At 72.0% G+C, this 13,607-nt stretch carries 18 protein-coding genes, 1 tRNA gene and 1 riboswitch; of the genes, 7 read left to right on the top strand and 12 right to left on the bottom strand.

Annotated elements, in window-relative coordinates; genetic code table 11:
• Nucleotide 1: 1 nt before the first annotated feature.
• Genes AB0I42_RS24935 through AB0I42_RS24915 form a run of 5 tightly spaced genes read right to left on the bottom strand, consistent with a single transcriptional unit; the run spans nucleotide 2 to nucleotide 4,127 of the window.
• Entirely contained in the window at nucleotides 2–1,405 is a 1,404-nt protein-coding gene (locus AB0I42_RS24935) for an ATP-binding protein (protein ID WP_357540577.1), read from the bottom strand.
• Complete coding sequence (locus tag AB0I42_RS24930) at nucleotides 1,405–2,439, bottom strand: SpoIIE family protein phosphatase (RefSeq protein WP_357540575.1); 1,035 nt, start codon at nucleotides 2,437–2,439, stop codon at nucleotides 1,405–1,407. Before AB0I42_RS24930 ends, AB0I42_RS24935 begins: the two co-directional genes overlap by 1 nt.
• Nucleotides 2,427–2,846: an ATP-binding protein gene (locus AB0I42_RS24925; RefSeq protein WP_357540573.1), complete on the bottom strand. Its 420-nt coding sequence runs from the start codon at nucleotides 2,844–2,846 to the stop codon at nucleotides 2,427–2,429. The genes AB0I42_RS24930 and AB0I42_RS24925 overlap by 13 nt, the downstream gene beginning before the upstream one ends.
• Nucleotides 2,843–3,262: an STAS domain-containing protein gene (locus AB0I42_RS24920; RefSeq protein ID WP_357540571.1), complete on the bottom strand. Its 420-nt coding sequence runs from the start codon at nucleotides 3,260–3,262 to the stop codon at nucleotides 2,843–2,845. Before AB0I42_RS24920 ends, AB0I42_RS24925 begins: the two co-directional genes overlap by 4 nt.
• A gap of 1 nt (nucleotide 3,263) precedes the next feature.
• The gene (locus AB0I42_RS24915; RefSeq protein WP_357540569.1) at nucleotides 3,264–4,127 is read right to left on the bottom strand and encodes an STAS domain-containing protein; all 864 of its coding nucleotides are present in this window, start codon (nucleotides 4,125–4,127) and stop codon (nucleotides 3,264–3,266) included.
• Nucleotides 4,128–4,340: 213 nt separating this feature from the next.
• On the opposite strand from AB0I42_RS24915, the gene AB0I42_RS24910 reads away from it, so the two are divergent.
• Complete coding sequence (locus tag AB0I42_RS24910; protein ID WP_357540567.1) at nucleotides 4,341–4,703, top strand: STAS domain-containing protein; 363 nt, start codon at nucleotides 4,341–4,343, stop codon at nucleotides 4,701–4,703.
• A 7-nt stretch (nucleotides 4,704–4,710) separates the two neighbouring features.
• On the opposite strand, the gene AB0I42_RS24905 is transcribed toward AB0I42_RS24910, so the two are convergent.
• Nucleotides 4,711–6,045, bottom strand: coding sequence for an MFS transporter (locus AB0I42_RS24905; protein WP_357540565.1), 1,335 nt, complete (start codon nucleotides 6,043–6,045; stop codon nucleotides 4,711–4,713).
• Between the two features lie 49 nt (nucleotides 6,046–6,094).
• Here AB0I42_RS24905 and AB0I42_RS24900 point away from each other — a divergent pair, with 49 nt between their 5' ends.
• The 4 genes from AB0I42_RS24900 (at nucleotide 6,095) to AB0I42_RS24885 (ending at nucleotide 8,018) form a co-directional block, all read left to right on the top strand.
• Nucleotides 6,095–6,805 carry an FCD domain-containing protein gene (locus AB0I42_RS24900; RefSeq protein WP_357540563.1) on the top strand — a complete coding sequence of 237 codons (711 nt, stop codon included), beginning with the start codon at nucleotides 6,095–6,097 and terminating at the stop codon, nucleotides 6,803–6,805.
• A gap of 40 nt (nucleotides 6,806–6,845) precedes the next feature.
• The gene (gene mscL, locus AB0I42_RS24895; protein ID WP_357540561.1) at nucleotides 6,846–7,310 is read left to right on the top strand and encodes a large conductance mechanosensitive channel protein MscL; all 465 of its coding nucleotides are present in this window, start codon (nucleotides 6,846–6,848) and stop codon (nucleotides 7,308–7,310) included.
• A 48-nt stretch (nucleotides 7,311–7,358) separates the two neighbouring features.
• A complete protein-coding gene (locus AB0I42_RS24890) occupies nucleotides 7,359–7,592 on the top strand; it encodes a hypothetical protein (protein WP_357540559.1) in 234 nt (77 codons plus the stop codon).
• Between the two features lie 81 nt (nucleotides 7,593–7,673).
• Complete coding sequence (locus AB0I42_RS24885; RefSeq protein WP_357540557.1) at nucleotides 7,674–8,018, top strand: hypothetical protein; 345 nt, start codon at nucleotides 7,674–7,676, stop codon at nucleotides 8,016–8,018.
• Here AB0I42_RS24885 and AB0I42_RS24880 read toward each other — a convergent pair.
• The gene (locus tag AB0I42_RS24880) at nucleotides 7,987–9,258 is read right to left on the bottom strand and encodes a benzoate/H(+) symporter BenE family transporter (protein ID WP_357540555.1); all 1,272 of its coding nucleotides are present in this window, start codon (nucleotides 9,256–9,258) and stop codon (nucleotides 7,987–7,989) included. The two genes, AB0I42_RS24885 and AB0I42_RS24880, sit on opposite strands and share 32 nt — an antisense overlap.
• Before the next feature lie 65 nt (nucleotides 9,259–9,323).
• On the opposite strand from AB0I42_RS24880, the gene AB0I42_RS24875 reads away from it, so the two are divergent.
• Nucleotides 9,324–9,905, top strand: a complete 582-nt coding sequence (locus AB0I42_RS24875; RefSeq protein WP_357540553.1) for an XRE family transcriptional regulator — start codon at nucleotides 9,324–9,326, stop codon at nucleotides 9,903–9,905.
• 54 nt (nucleotides 9,906–9,959) lie between these two features.
• A riboswitch (TPP riboswitch) is annotated at nucleotides 9,960–10,058 on the top strand.
• 54 nt (nucleotides 10,059–10,112) lie between these two features.
• Complete coding sequence (thiD, locus tag AB0I42_RS24870) at nucleotides 10,113–10,982, top strand: bifunctional hydroxymethylpyrimidine kinase/phosphomethylpyrimidine kinase (RefSeq protein WP_357540551.1); 870 nt, start codon at nucleotides 10,113–10,115, stop codon at nucleotides 10,980–10,982.
• Here the strand turns inward: thiD and AB0I42_RS24865 are convergent.
• The 5 genes from AB0I42_RS24865 to AB0I42_RS24845 form a co-directional block, all read right to left on the bottom strand.
• Nucleotides 10,979–12,049 carry a P1 family peptidase gene (locus AB0I42_RS24865; protein ID WP_357540549.1) on the bottom strand — a complete coding sequence of 357 codons (1,071 nt, stop codon included), beginning with the start codon at nucleotides 12,047–12,049 and terminating at the stop codon, nucleotides 10,979–10,981. The two genes, thiD and AB0I42_RS24865, sit on opposite strands and share 4 nt — an antisense overlap.
• A gap of 72 nt (nucleotides 12,050–12,121) precedes the next feature.
• A complete protein-coding gene (locus AB0I42_RS24860; protein ID WP_357540547.1) occupies nucleotides 12,122–12,589 on the bottom strand; it encodes a hypothetical protein in 468 nt (155 codons plus the stop codon).
• A 47-nt stretch (nucleotides 12,590–12,636) separates the two neighbouring features.
• A tRNA-Lys gene (locus tag AB0I42_RS24855) sits at nucleotides 12,637–12,709 on the bottom strand.
• Nucleotides 12,710–12,854: 145 nt separating this feature from the next.
• Nucleotides 12,855–13,439 (bottom strand): histidine phosphatase family protein, encoded by a 585-nt coding sequence (locus AB0I42_RS24850; RefSeq protein WP_357540545.1) that lies wholly within the window; start codon nucleotides 13,437–13,439, stop codon nucleotides 12,855–12,857.
• On the bottom strand, nucleotides 13,403–13,607 hold a 205-nt coding region (locus AB0I42_RS24845; protein WP_357540543.1), incomplete at its 5' end, for a hypothetical protein. The genes AB0I42_RS24850 and AB0I42_RS24845, both read right to left, overlap by 37 nt.

Below are 13,607 nucleotides of genomic sequence, written 5' to 3'. Positions count from 1 at the left end.
GTCAGGCCCCGTCGCCGACGGTGGGCAGGAAGAGGGTGAAGGTGCTGCCGTGCCCCGGTTCGCTGGTCAGCTCCAGCGATCCGCCGAGCAGGGTCGCCAACCGTCGCGCGTACGGCAGGCCGAGGCCTGTTCCCGGCTTCGCAGTGCCCGGCACCTGGTAGAACTCCTCGAAGATCCGCTGGTGCAGCTCGGCAGGGATGCCCGGGCCGGTGTCGACGACCGACACCCGCCAGCCGCCGGCCACCGTCTCGGCACGCATCCGGACCTCGCCGCGCTCGGTGAACTTCAGCCCATTGTGCAGCAGGTTCCGCAGTACGCGGGTGAGTAGCACCTCGTCGGAGCGGATGATCGACGGCGCCGGCGGGTCCTCGACCTCCAGCCGTACGTCCGGGGTGGTCAGGGCCCGCAGGGTGCCGCGCAACTGGCCGAACACCATCCGCAGGTCGATGTCGGACCAGTGGGGCTCGATCCGTCCGGACTCGGCCTTGGCGAGGTCGAGCAGGTCGTTGACGAGCGACAGCAGGTCTGCCGCCGACGACCGGATCAGCTCCACGTGGGTCTCCTGCTGCGGGGTCAGCGGGTCCGAGGCCGGATCGGCCATCAGCCGCCCGAGCCCGATGATCGCGGTGACCGGTGCCCGCAGTTCGTGGCTGACGTTGGCCAGGAACCGGCTCTTCGCCTCGCTGGCGGCCCGCAGTTGCGACGACTTCTCGTCCAGCTCGGCGTAGAGCGCGACGACGCCGCGGTTGGTCTCCTCCAGCTCTTCGGAGAGCTGCCCGTAGAGCGCCATCACGCCCCGGTTGGTCTCCTCCAGTTCCTCGTTGAGCCGGGCCAGGTGGTCGCGGTGGGTGCGTACCTGCTCGAGCGCGGCAAGCAACTGTTCGTTCTGTACGGCCAGTTCGTCGAGCGGGGTCCCCGGCAGGCTGCGCTCGAGTTCGGCACGCAACTCCGCGATCCGCTGCGGGTTGGGCGGCGGCGCGGTGGTCGGGAAGCGGCGCGACATCCGTACGACCGCGGCCGTCCCGTCGTCGTCCATCTCCAACGTGTCCACCAATCGTCCGACCGCGGCGAGGTGCCCGCCGGGCAGGTCGCCGACCCGTACCGTCGCGCCCGATCGCACCTCGATCCGCAGTACCGGTCGAAGATCTCCTGTCTGGGCGAAGAATGCCACGTCGGCGGGACTGCCGCACGACAACAGGAGCCGGCCCACCTCGCTGAGCGCGGTGGCGATCCGGATCTGGTCCTGGTGTTCGAATCCGACGGCGTCGGCCACCTCGCGGCCGCGCTGACGTACGACGAAGATGTCCTGCTCGACCCGGAGTGTCATCGCCAGGATCAGCGCGGGGTCGGCCTCGGGCGACCCCGCGCGGTCCGGGCCGTTCGTCCAGGCGTCCGGGCCGCTCATCAGGGTGTCCGGGCGACGAGTACGCAGGCGTCGTCCCGCCGTACGCCGGCGTCGCGCAGCATGGTCGCGGCGATGAGCTGCGGGGCCCGGGTGAGCAGGCCGGGATAGTCGTCCACCCGCCACCGGTCGGCGACCCCGTCGGAGTGCATGATCACCACCCCGGTGGGCGGCAGCGGGTACTCGTATTCACGGACGACGCGGCGCTGGTGACCGGCGATGCCGGGCATCGACACCATGCCCCGACGGTTGCCCCCGTCGATGACCACACCGGCGATGTTGCCCAGCCCGGCGTAGCGGACGACGGCGGTCGGGGCGTCGAGTTCGGCGACGGCGAGCGCGGCGCCCCGGGTGTGGCCGATCGCCCGGTGCAGATGCTCGACGAGCGCGGCCGGCGGCACCGCCGGTGCGGTGTGGAAGGCGGAGATCGCGGCGGCGGTGGCGGCCGCGGCGAGCGGCCCGTGCCCGAGCCCGTCGCAGACCAGGAGCTGGTGCCGCCCCTGCGTGACCCGGACGGCGAAGCCGTCTCCGCTGACCGTCTCGCCGGTCAGCGGCCGGATGACGCCACCGGCCCAGGCGGGGGTTGGCACCGGCCCGGGCCACACCTGTACGGCGAGTACGGTCCCGCGCCCGGGCACGCTGTGGGCGTCGAACCAGCTCGCCTGGCGGGCGATCGAACCGAGGCCGATGCCGAGCGTGCCGGCGGTGGAGTGGCCGTCACGGGCGGAGTGCGCCAGGTCGGCCATGCCCGGCCCGGAGTCCACGGCGATGATCTCGATCCCGGCGGTGTCGTCGGCGCGTACCGGGCGCAGCAGCAGCACACCCTCGTCGGCGTGCTTCACCAGGTTGCTGGTCAGTTCGGCGGCGGCGATGGCCAGCGCGGCGGTGGGGCCGGCGCCGAGGTCGATCTGGCCGGCGAGCCGTTCGGCGGCCCGCCGTACGGCGCTGGCGCTGCTGGGCTCCTCGACGCGGAACCAGACACCCTCGTCGCCCAGTCTCTCCGGGTTCGCCACGGTTGCTCCGATCAGCGGGACCATTTGGTCACCGTGACGCGGGTGCCTCGGCCCACCGCGGTCTCGATGTCGAACTCGTCGACCAGCCGGCGGGCGCCGCTGAGGCCCAGGCCCAGCCCGCCGCCGGTGGTGTAGCCGTCGGTCAGTGCCAGGTCGAGGTCGGTGATTCCCGGCCCCTCGTCGGCGAAGACGATCTGGATTCCGCGCCGGCGGCCGTTGTCGACCACGGTGACCGACACCGCGCCGCCGCCGCCGTAGACCAGGGTGTTGCGGGCGAGTTCGCTCGCCGCGGTGACCAGCTTGGTCTGGTCGACCAGGGAGAGTTTGACCGCCACCGCGACCGTACGCACCAGCTGCCGGACACGTACGACGTCCTCGTCCGCGGCGATCGTCTGCGTCTGGGTCTGGCCGGTCTCGAGCCCGGCGGTCATGGCGACTTCGCCACCGGCTCGGCCTCGGTCGAGTCGATGTCCTCGTCGTCGTACTCGAGTTCGTCGTCGGACCGGGCGAGCAGTTCGATGCCGCGCTCGACGTTGAGCGCGGTGCGGATCCCGTTCAGCGACAGGCCCAGCTCGACGAGGGTGATCGCCACGGCGGGCCGCATGCCGACCACGACCGTCTCGGCGTCGAGCACCTTGGAGATCGACGCGATCGTGGCGAGCATCCGGCCGACGAACGAGTCGACGATGTCCAGGGCGGTGATGTCGATGATCACGCCGTGGCAGCCGGTCTGCACGATCCGCTCGGCCAGGTCTTCCTGGAGCTGGACGGCGGTCTGGTCCTGCATGTCGATCTGGATCGAGACCAGCAGGATGTCGCCGATCTTCAGAACCGGTACGCGTTCCACGTCAGTGTGCCTTCCGCGCCGCACGGCGGCCGGCTTCGACCCCGGTCAGCCGGAGCACGTGTCGCAGGGCGTCGGCGAGGGTGGCCTTGGTGGCGATGTCGCCGAACTCGATGCCCAGGGCCACGATCGTCTGGGCGATCTGCGGGCGGATGCCGGAGATGATGCAGTCCGCGCCCATCAGCCGGGCGGCGACGACGGTCTTGAGGATGTGCTGGGCGACCTGGGTGTCGACGGCCGGAACGCCGGTGATGTCGATGATCGCGTACGGCGAGCCGGTGTCGACCAGCGTCTGGAGCAGCCGCTCCATCACCACCTGGGCCCGGGCCGAGTCGAGGGTGCCGACCAGCGGTACCGCGACGACGCCCTCCCAGAGCTTGACGACCGGGGTGGACAGTTCGAGCAACTGTTCGGCCTGGTCGGCGATCAGTTCCTCGCGCGCCTTGGCGTACGTCTCGAAGGTGAACAGCCCCATCTGGTCGACGAAGGCGCCGAACGCGACGTAGTCCCGCAGGTTGGTCGGATCCGCGTTCTGGACGTCGATCAGGTCGAGCAGGACCTCCTTCAGCGCGAAGACGCTGACCGCCGTCTCCGTGGCGCTGAAGCCCTGGCGGGCCCGGCTGCGGGACAGGTCGGCGAGCACGGCCCGCAGTTCGCCGGCGGATTCGGCGCCGAGGTCGACGCCGCCGGCGTCGAGCGCGGCCTGGAGGCCGCGGCGCAGATCCTCCACCTGCCGATGGAGTTCGGCCCGGCTCTGCCGCCCGCGCAGCGAGGCGGACACCAGTTCGGTCCAGCGGTTGACGATCCGCTCGGTGTGCTGCGTGAGCAGGGCGGCCAGCCGGCCACTCGCGTCCGCGTCCAGTGGCATCGGTGCCTCCCTCGCTCCCTGGTCACCCGCCGACGAACGACCGGGTCGGACCGGGCGGACTCTATCACCGCACCCTGCGGCGTTAGTTGCTACACATCAATGATTTTGCCGGACGTCATCACCGGTCACTTCCGCCCCGCCGGACGCCCCGCCCCATCTGGGACGGATGGCCGATCGTGGAGTAACGTTCGGACGATAAGCGGGAGGTCGCGGATGTCGTTGACGGTGCACACGGAGCAACAGGGCAATCTGGTCGTCGTGTCGGTCGCGGGCGAACTCGACATGGCGACAGCGCCGCAACTGCAGGACCAGATCACCGATCTGCTCGACAAGGGCCGTAACCGGCTGGTCTTCGACCTCGCCGAGGTCTCGTTCTGCGATTCGACCGGCCTGTCGGTCTTCGTCCGGGCGAAGAACAGTTGCGACGAGACCGGTGGGGTGGTGCGGCTGGCCGCGCCGCAGCGCGGCGTGCTGCGCATCCTCGAGGTCAGTGGCCTGGTCGAGGTGCTCCAGACCTATCCGACGGTGGCCGAGGCGGTCGCCGACGGCAGCACCGCCAAGCCCGCCGCGGGCTGACCGCCGCTCACCGCGGTCGGGCGGCCACGGCGCCGGGCTCGTCCTCCAGGAAGCGGGGCCGGGCCAGCGCCAGCCCGGCAAGCGTCTGCACGACCACCGCGACCAGCAGAAGTGCGATCGGCAGGTGCCAGCCGCCGGTCGCCGCGTAGAGCATGCCGACCAGCAGCGGGCCGAGCGCCGCGATGGCATACCCGGTGCTCTGCGCGAACGCGGACAACGCGACCGTGCCCTCGGCCGTCCGGGCCCGCAGGCCGATCGTCGCCAGCACCAACGGGAACGCGCCGTGTCCGATGGCGAGCAGGGCCACCCAGAGCAGGGCACCCTCGTACGGCAGGAACGCCAGCCCCAGGTAGCCGGCCGCCATCGCCGTCGACAGCAGGAGGACCGCCGGTCGCAGCGCCCCCGGCCGGGTGGCCACCGAGGGCATGATCAGCGCCACCGGGATACCGAACGCGGTGACCAGCGCCAGCAGCAGACCGGCGTACTGCGCCGAGTAGCCGGCGTCCCGGAACATCTGCGCCAGCCAGCCCATCGCCGCGTACCCGCCCAGCGACTGCACCCCGAAGTAGAGCGCCATGGCCCAGCCGAGCCGGGTGCGGGCCGGCCGGATCCGACCGGTGGGGGCCGCACCGGTCGCGGCCGGTGGCCGGGTACGCCGCAACGCGGCCGGCAGCCAGGGCAGGAGCGCGACCGCGGCGAGGAACGCCCAGGCGCCGAGCCCGACCCGCCAGGAGCCGAACGCGTGCGCGACCGGCACGGCGGCCGCGGCCGCGGTCGCGGTGCCGATGGTCAGCGACATCGAGTACGCCCCGGTGACCAGCCCGGCCCGGGCCGGGAAGTACTGCTTCACCAGCATCGGCAACAGGATGTTGGCGATGGCGACACCGGCCAGCGCGACGGCGGTCAGCGCCACGAAGGCGTACGGGTTGCCGGTGAGGACCCGCAGCACCTGCCCGGCGGCGAGGACGGCCATCGCGACGGCCAGCAGCCGGGCCGGCGAGATCCGGCGGACCAGCCACGGGGTCGCCGCGCCGAGGACGGAGAAGACGATCGCCGGCATGGTGGTGATCAGGCCGGCCATCGCCCCGGACGCGCCGAGCCCGACCCGGACCTCGTCGAGGAGCGCGCCCAGGCTGGTCACCGCCGTACGCAGGTTGAGCGCGACGAGCAGGATGCCGACCAGGATCACCAGACCGCCCCGGACCGCCGGCCCGCTCCCGGTGCTGCCGTCGGCGGGCGGGCCGGCGACGGCGGTCGGCGGCGGTTCCACGCGACGGGCGGCCGGCGGCGGTTCCACGCGAGGGGCAGCCGGCACGGCGAGCGAGGTGGGTGGCGGGGTCATACCGGCGACCATACAATCATGGGATGATTTTCGGCCGAGGCTGTAACCGATGACACTGCCGCCGGCGGGGCCGCGTGCCGGCGCCCGGCAGACCCTCGTCCGCCAGGTCATCGACCAGCTCAACGAGCAGGTGACCAGCGGCGCGTGGCCACTCGGCAGCAAGATCCCGACCGAGCCACAACTCGTGGAGTCGCTCGGCGTGGGCCGCAACACGGTCCGCGAGGCGGTCCGGGCCCTCGTGCACGCCGGCGTCCTGGAGTGCCGGCAGGGCTCGGGGACCTACGTCACCTCGACCGACGAACTGTCCGGTGTGGTCGCCCGCCGGCTGGCCCCCACCGCGGCCCCGGAGGTCGTCCGGGCCGCCCGGGCCGCCGAGGCCGTCGAGGTACGCCGGGCGTTCGAGGTCGAGGCGGCCCGGCTCGCGGCGCTACGACGTACGCCGGAAGACCTCGCCGCGCTCGACGCCGCGCTGACGGCCCGGGAGGCCGCGTGGGAGTCCGGCCGGCCGGAGGTCTTCGTGGCCGCCGACGCGGACCTGCACACGACGATCGTGGCCGCGGCACACAACACGATGCTGGCCGAGCTGTACGCCTCGTTCGGTACGGCGATGCGCGCCACGCTGACCGAGGCGATCGGGCCGGAGCTGCACCCCGACCGGTACGTCGACCACTCGGCACTGGTCGAGGCGATCCGGGCCGGCGACACCGAAGGGGCGACGCGCGAGGCGGGTGCTTTCCTGGAGACCCCACTGCGGGCATAGGTTGTCGATCGACAGCGGCAATCTTCCCCGGAGGTTGGGAATGCTCAAGGGCTTCAAGGACTTCATCCTGCGCGGCAATGTCGTCGACCTGGCGGTCGGTATCGTGATCGGCGCCGCGTTCACCGCGGTGGTGACGCAGTTCACGAAGTCGTTCCTCGAACCACTGATCCGGGTGGTCACCCTGCTGGTCACCGGCGGGGACGGGTTGGAACAGACCGCGCCCGAGTTCCGGGGCATCCCGTTCGACTGGCCGGCGTTCATCAACGCGGCGATCACCCTGTTCCTCACCGCCGCGGTGCTCTACTTCCTGGTGGTCATGCCGATGAACAAGCTCGCCGAGCGGCGCAAGCGGGGCGAGGAGCCGCCGCCCGCGGCGCCGAGCGAGGAGGTCAAGCTCCTCACCGAGATCCGCGACGCCCTGGTCGCCGCCGGCCGGGCGCCGGGCCGCGACGGCGACGCCCTCGACCGCCTGATCAACCGGGAGCAGCCGCCGGCCCAGCGCTGACGCCGGGGCGCCGGCCATTGTCGAACACCTGTTCGATAGGGTCCGCGCATGGAACAGCGAAAGCACTGGTGGAACGGCAAGTGGGGACGACTTGCCCGGCGTGACGTCTACCTTCGCGCCGACGGCGACCGGTGGCACGTGGAGCAGCGCGCGGGGGGCGCCGACGGCGTCCCCCGCTTCTACGAGTTCGACAGCGAGGACGACGCCCTCGACGCCGTACGCGCCCTGCTCGACGGTCCCGGCACCTGGCGGGAACTCTCCGCCCGCCCGACCGCCTGGTGAACGGGACGGCGCGGTGAACGGGACGGCCCGGTGGGCGCGGCCGCCGGGTTTGGCGGCATCCGCCCGGGGTACCGAGGCGCCATGCGACCACCAGTCGATCCGCCGTTCGCCGAGGTCGAGTCCGGAATGCGCGTCGTCGACGCGACCGGGGCGGAGATCGGCCGGGTCGCCGCGTCCCGGCCCGGCGACCCCAACGCGGTGACGGTGCAGGCGCCGCCGGACGGCGCCGGTGAGGGCCTGTCCGAGGTCGAGACACCGGCGGCGCCGGACGTGCCCCCGGATGCCGCCGCCCGCCTGCTCCGGGCCGGCTACCTGCGCGTCGACGGCACTCCCGACCACTACGTGGCGGCCGACCAGATCGCCGAGGTGACCGGCGACGTCGTACTGCTCAAGGTCAGGACGGATCAGCTGACGTCCGGACGCTGACCGGCCCGCCCGCGCCGCCCACCGGCTGCGGTTCGGTGCGCTCCGGCGTCGTGGTCGGCGTCGGCGCGGGCGGCTCGGCGGCGCCGCGGTTGCGGCTGCGCATCAGCAACAGCATGAACCCACCGGCGACCAGCCCCCAGAACGCCGCCCCGATCCCCAGCACCGACAGGCCGGACGCGGTCACCACGAAGGTCACCGCCGCCGCCTCCCGCCCCTCGGGCGCGGCCACCGCCGCGGCGAGGGCGGAGGCCAACGCACCCAGCAGCGCGAGCCCGGCCACCGCCTCGACCAGCACCGGCGGGGAGAGCAACACGAACGCCGTCGCCAGCCCGGCCGTCAGCCCGAGTACGACGTAGCCGACGCCCGACGTCATCGCGGCGATCCACCGGCGGTCCCGGTCGGGGTGGGCGTCCGGGCCGGCCACCAGGGCGGCGGTGATCGCGGCGAGATTGATGACGTGACCACCGGCGGGCGCCGTCAGGCCGCTGGCGATCCCGGTGCCGACCAGGATCGGGCGCAGCGGCGCCCGGTAGCCGTAGTTGGACAGGACCGCCATGCCGGGCACGTTCTGCGAGGCCATCGTGACGACGAAGAGCGGCAGGGCGACGCTGACCAGGGCGGACACGTTCCAGGTCGGCGCGGTGAACTCGAGGACCGGCAGCAGGGCCGCCCCGGTCAGGCCGCCGGGCGGGCCGGACACCGTGATCGCGACGACGGCCACGACGAGCGCGGCGGGCACCGCCCACCGGCGGGCGAACCGGGTCAGCAGCGCCCAGGTGAGGATCACCGGCGCCGCCATCAGCGGTACGTCGATCAGCGCCCGGACCGGGGCGATGCAGAGGCTGAGGAGTACGCCGGCCAGCATGGCACTGGCGATCGGCTGCGGGATGGCGGCGATCCAGCGCCCGAGTGCCGGGAACAGGCCCGCCGCCACGATGAGCAGCGCCGAGACCAGGAACGCGCCCACGGCCGCCGGGAACCCGCCCTCGACCGCCCCGGTCGACACCAGCAGGGCGGCCCCCGGGGTGGACCAGGCGACACTGATCGGCAGCCGGTGGCGCAGGCTCAGCCAGATCGCCACCAGCCCCATCACGACACAGAGGGCGAAGAGACCGGAGGCGGCCTGTCGCTCGGTGGCGCCCACGGCGCGCAGCCCGGCGAGCACCACCGCGAAGGAACTGGCGAAGCCGACGAGGGCGGTCACCACACCGGCCAGCACCGGTTGCGCCAGGCGTTCCATCGACGGTCCTCCCCATGACCAGGCCGTTCCGCAAACGGAACGCTCCGGTCATGCACCATAGCCGGATGGATTCGCGTCGTACAAGCCGCCGACCGGCGGTCGACGGAGGCGGCGAGGGCGCCGAGGTCGGCCGGCGGGTCCGCGAACTCCGGGAGGCCCGGGGCGTCTCCCTCTCCGCCCTGTCCCGACGCGCCGGCGTCGGCAAGGCGACCCTGTCCGGCCTGGAGAACGGCACCCGCAACCCGACCCTGGAGACGCTCTACGCGGTGACGGCCGAACTCGGGGTTCCGCTGGCGGCCGTACTCGCCGCCCCCGGCACGGATGCCGCGACGATCCGCGGTACGGCGGTCGAGGCGACCCTGCTCCAGGTCTTCGACGAGGGCGACGTCACCTTCGAGCTCTACCGGATGCGGGTGCCGCCCGGACCACCGCAGACCTCACCGGCACACCAGCGGGGGGTGGCCGAACACGTCACCGTCTTCAGTGGACTGCTCCGGGCCGGCCCCGTCGGCGCGCCCGCCCTCGCCGGCACCGGCCAGCACATCACCTGGATCTCCGACGTACCCCACGTCTACGGCGCGGTCGGCGACGACGAGGTGCACGCGAGCCTGCTGATCCGCTACCCCGGCCGGTCGCGACGCCCGTAGCCGGGCCACCCGGTCTCACTGCTCGTACCCGGCCCGCGGGCTGGATACGATGTCGGCAGTGACACGGGGTGCCCGCCCTTCGAGCGGGCTGAGATCACACCCGTCGAACCTGATCTAGTTCGTACTAGCGAAGGGATGTCCGGGTGAGCCCACGCCTGTCCACCATTGCCCGGTGCGCCGCCGCTCCCTTCAGGAAGGCGTGCGGCCATGCACCCGACTGACCCGACCGACCACCGGCAGACACCACGCGTCCTCTCCGTCGCGGGTACGGACCCGACCGGCGGCGCCGGAATCCAGGCGGACCTGAAGAGCATCGCCGCCAACGGCGGATACGGCATGGCGGTGGTCACCGCCCTGGTCGCCCAGAACACCATGGGAGTCCGGTCGGTGCACATCCCGCCGGTCGAGTTCCTCACCGAACAACTCGACTCGGTCAGCGACGACGTCGAGATCGACGCCGTGAAGATCGGAATGCTCGCCAACTCGACCATCATCGAGGCGGTCGCCGACTGGCTCCGCCGGCAGCGGCCGCCGGTCGTGGTCCTCGACCCCGTCATGGTCGCCACCAGCGGCGACCGGCTGCTCGACGAGCGCGCGGTCGACGCGATCCGGGACCTCGTCCGGCACGCCGACCTCGTCACGCCCAACATCCCCGAACTCGCCGTCCTCGCCGACGAGCCCGCGGTCTCCCGGTGGGACGACGTACTCGAGCAGGCGCACCGGGTGTCCGCCACGTACGGCGTCACCGTCCTGGCCAAGGGCGGGCATCTCGCCGACGGGTCGGCCTCCGACGCCCTGGTCGACGCCGGCGGGCGGCTGTCCGGCGGCCGGGACCTCTTCGAGTTCCCCGGTGAACGGATCGAGACGACCAACACCCACGGCACCGGCTGCTCGCTGTCGTCGGCGCTGGCGACCCTGCGCCCGCAGGCACCCGGCTGGGAGCATGCCGTCGACCGGGCGAAGCGCTGGCTGACGGAGAGCATCACCCACGGCGCGGCGCTCCGGGTCGGCCACGGCAACGGCCCGATCAGCCACTTCGCCGGCCTGTGGGCCGGCCAAGAGGGGACGTGGTCCTAGCCCGTACGGGCCACACCACGCTCACCGAGCAGCGCGAGCAACCTGTCGTGCGGGACGGCATACCTGACGTGGCCGTTGAACCCGACCGTGGTCGTCGCCATGAACAGCGAGTTCAGCAGCGCCTCCTCGGTCGCCTCGAGGACGGCGGTGAACAACGGATCCACATCGGCCTCCGGCAGCACCGGCAGGCCCGGTTCGGCCGTGGCGAACGCCAGCGCGTAGTCCCCGCTGCCGCTGGTGAAGTCCGACCCGACCCGCCCCATCGCGAAGATGGCGCGCCGGGCGAGGCGGCCGAGCTGGCGCGCGTCCAGGCGGGCGTTGGTCGCGACCACGATGACACAGGAGTTGCCCGGATGCTCCGTGGCCGCCCCAGGCGCCGCTCCTGGCATCGCCGGTGCCACCGGTACGCCCATCCGCTCGCGCGACACCGGCACCCCGCACACCCGCAGCACGCCGGAGAAGTTCGACTGGACGAGGACACCGACGGTCGCCGCTCCGCGCGAGGTCGTGGCCACCCGTGACGACGTACCGATGCCGGCCTTGAACCCCAGGGCGCCGGTGCCGGTGCCGGCGCCGACACACCCCTCGCCCGGCAGCCCACCGGTGGCACCGTGCAGGGCGGCGAGCACGTGTTCCTCGGTCACCGGCCGCGCCCGGATGTCGGAGAGGAAGCCGTCGTTGGTTTCGGCGACCACCGGGTTCACCGACTGCGCGTCCTCCCGCCCGGGCAACCCCAGCAGGTACGTCACCAACGCGTCCGCGACCCGGAACGTCGACAGGGTCGCGGTCAGCAACACCGGCGTCTCGATCTCGCCCAGCTCGGCTACCTGGGTCGATCCCACGATCTTGCCGTACCCGTTCCCGACGGACAGCCCGGCCGGCAGCGCCGCCCGGGTGAACAACTGCTCCGGTACGACCGCGGTCACCCCGGTACGGATGCTGTCGCCGGCCACGATCGTGGTGTGACCGACCCGTACACCGCTGACGTCGGTGATGGCGTTGTGGGCGCCCGTCGGCAGCACACCGATCTCGATACCGAGCTGTCGGGCCCTACGCGGTTCCTGCACGGCTGGACGCCTCCCGAATCCTGGGTACTGTCGGCGAGCTCCACACCCGACGACCGGATGCTCCCGACCAGGTCAGGAAGGCTCCGCCGCGAGGTGGTCACGTAAACGTTCGACGAACACCGTCACCGCTCGTGGATCAGGCGTCTGTCCGGCCTGGAACATCGCCATCTGCAGTGCCGGCCCGAACCGGTCGTGGCCGTCCATGTCCTCGCGCCGTACCGGCTGGACGACGAAGTGGATGTGGCCGGGCCTGCCGTCGGCGTGCGACCACAGGCACACGTAGACCTGCTCCGGGCTCGTCAACGCCGTCACCGCGGCGGCCATCCGCCGCAGCAGTGGGCCGAGTTCCGAACTCTCGCCATCGGTCAGCTCGGCGACCTGCACGACGTGCCGCAGCGGCTTGACGATCAGGGTGCCCACACCGAGCGGACCGACGCAGTGCTCGACCACCCAGTGCGCCGTCCGCTGGATGCGACCGCCCGGTACGGATGTCCGGCCTGCGGTGAGGTCGCAGGCCAGACATCCGACGACGTCGTCCATCCGAGCCTCCAGACCGGCGCCGGCGGACGGTCGCCATGGATCCCGAGTGGGCCGCCAGGGACTCGAACCCTGAACCTATGGATTAAAAGTCCACAGCTCTGCCTATTGAGCTAGCAGCCCGCGCGACCAGGCTACCTGACCGGCGCCCAGCGGTCGCACAGTTACTTCCCCCCACGGGTTCACGGTGGCTCGGATGAGGGGTTGTGCCTACCGACCGTGGCAGCCTGCCGGTGCGCGGTCGTCGGCTGCCGACGTGTCGAGCTGGCTAGACGTGCTGGTCCGGTGGAAAGCCGGTCCAGCGTAGTGCGGCGGGAAGGTGCCCCATGTCGTTGAAGAGCACCAGTGCTGGCGGGCGATCCGGGCGGTACAGGATCGTGGTCAGGGCACAGTTGCCCTGGTTGAGGCCGAGCCACCGCGACTCGGGGGCGTCGAGGGCGTGCCGGATGAACCAGCCGATGAAGAAGTTGTGGGTGACGATCAGCTCATGGCTGGCCGGGTCGGCGCCGCCAGCCGTGGCCGGTACGCCGTACCGCTGGATGGCGGCGTTCGCCAGCTCCGCTCCCGTCGCGTAGTCCTCGGCGGAGACCCCGTCGAGAAACCTTGCGTACACATCGGGCAGAGCCTGCGGCTCCGGAACTGGCGGGATGTAGTCACCCACCAGTTCCGAGGATTCGACCGGGACGCCAGGCAGGTGCTCGCAGATCACCCGTGTCGTCTCCACCGCACGGAGCAGCGGACTGTGATGGATGGCTCTGATCGGGAGTGACGCCAACCGCTGTCCCAACATCGCGGCCTGCTGCCGGCCGCGATCGGTCAGCGGGCCGTCGGCCAGGGCTTCACCGTGTCGCACCAGATGTAGAAAACGATCTGCCACGTTGCCTCCCGCGATCGCACCGTCGTGCCCTGATCGTCTACGGTCCGACCATTCAAGGCAAAAATGGTTGTGGGCCACCCGACAATTCGGGTGGCCCCCTCGAACCCCTGAACTCGAAACTGGAGGAAGACGATGGCCGTCCTC

The sequence above is a fragment of the Polymorphospora sp. NPDC050346 genome, from assembly GCF_040655695.1.
Lineage (GTDB): Bacteria > Actinomycetota > Actinomycetes > Mycobacteriales > Micromonosporaceae > Polymorphospora > Polymorphospora lycopeni.
Note: the sequence above shows the minus strand (reverse complement) of the source record. Positions and strands in the feature narration are given on the sequence as shown.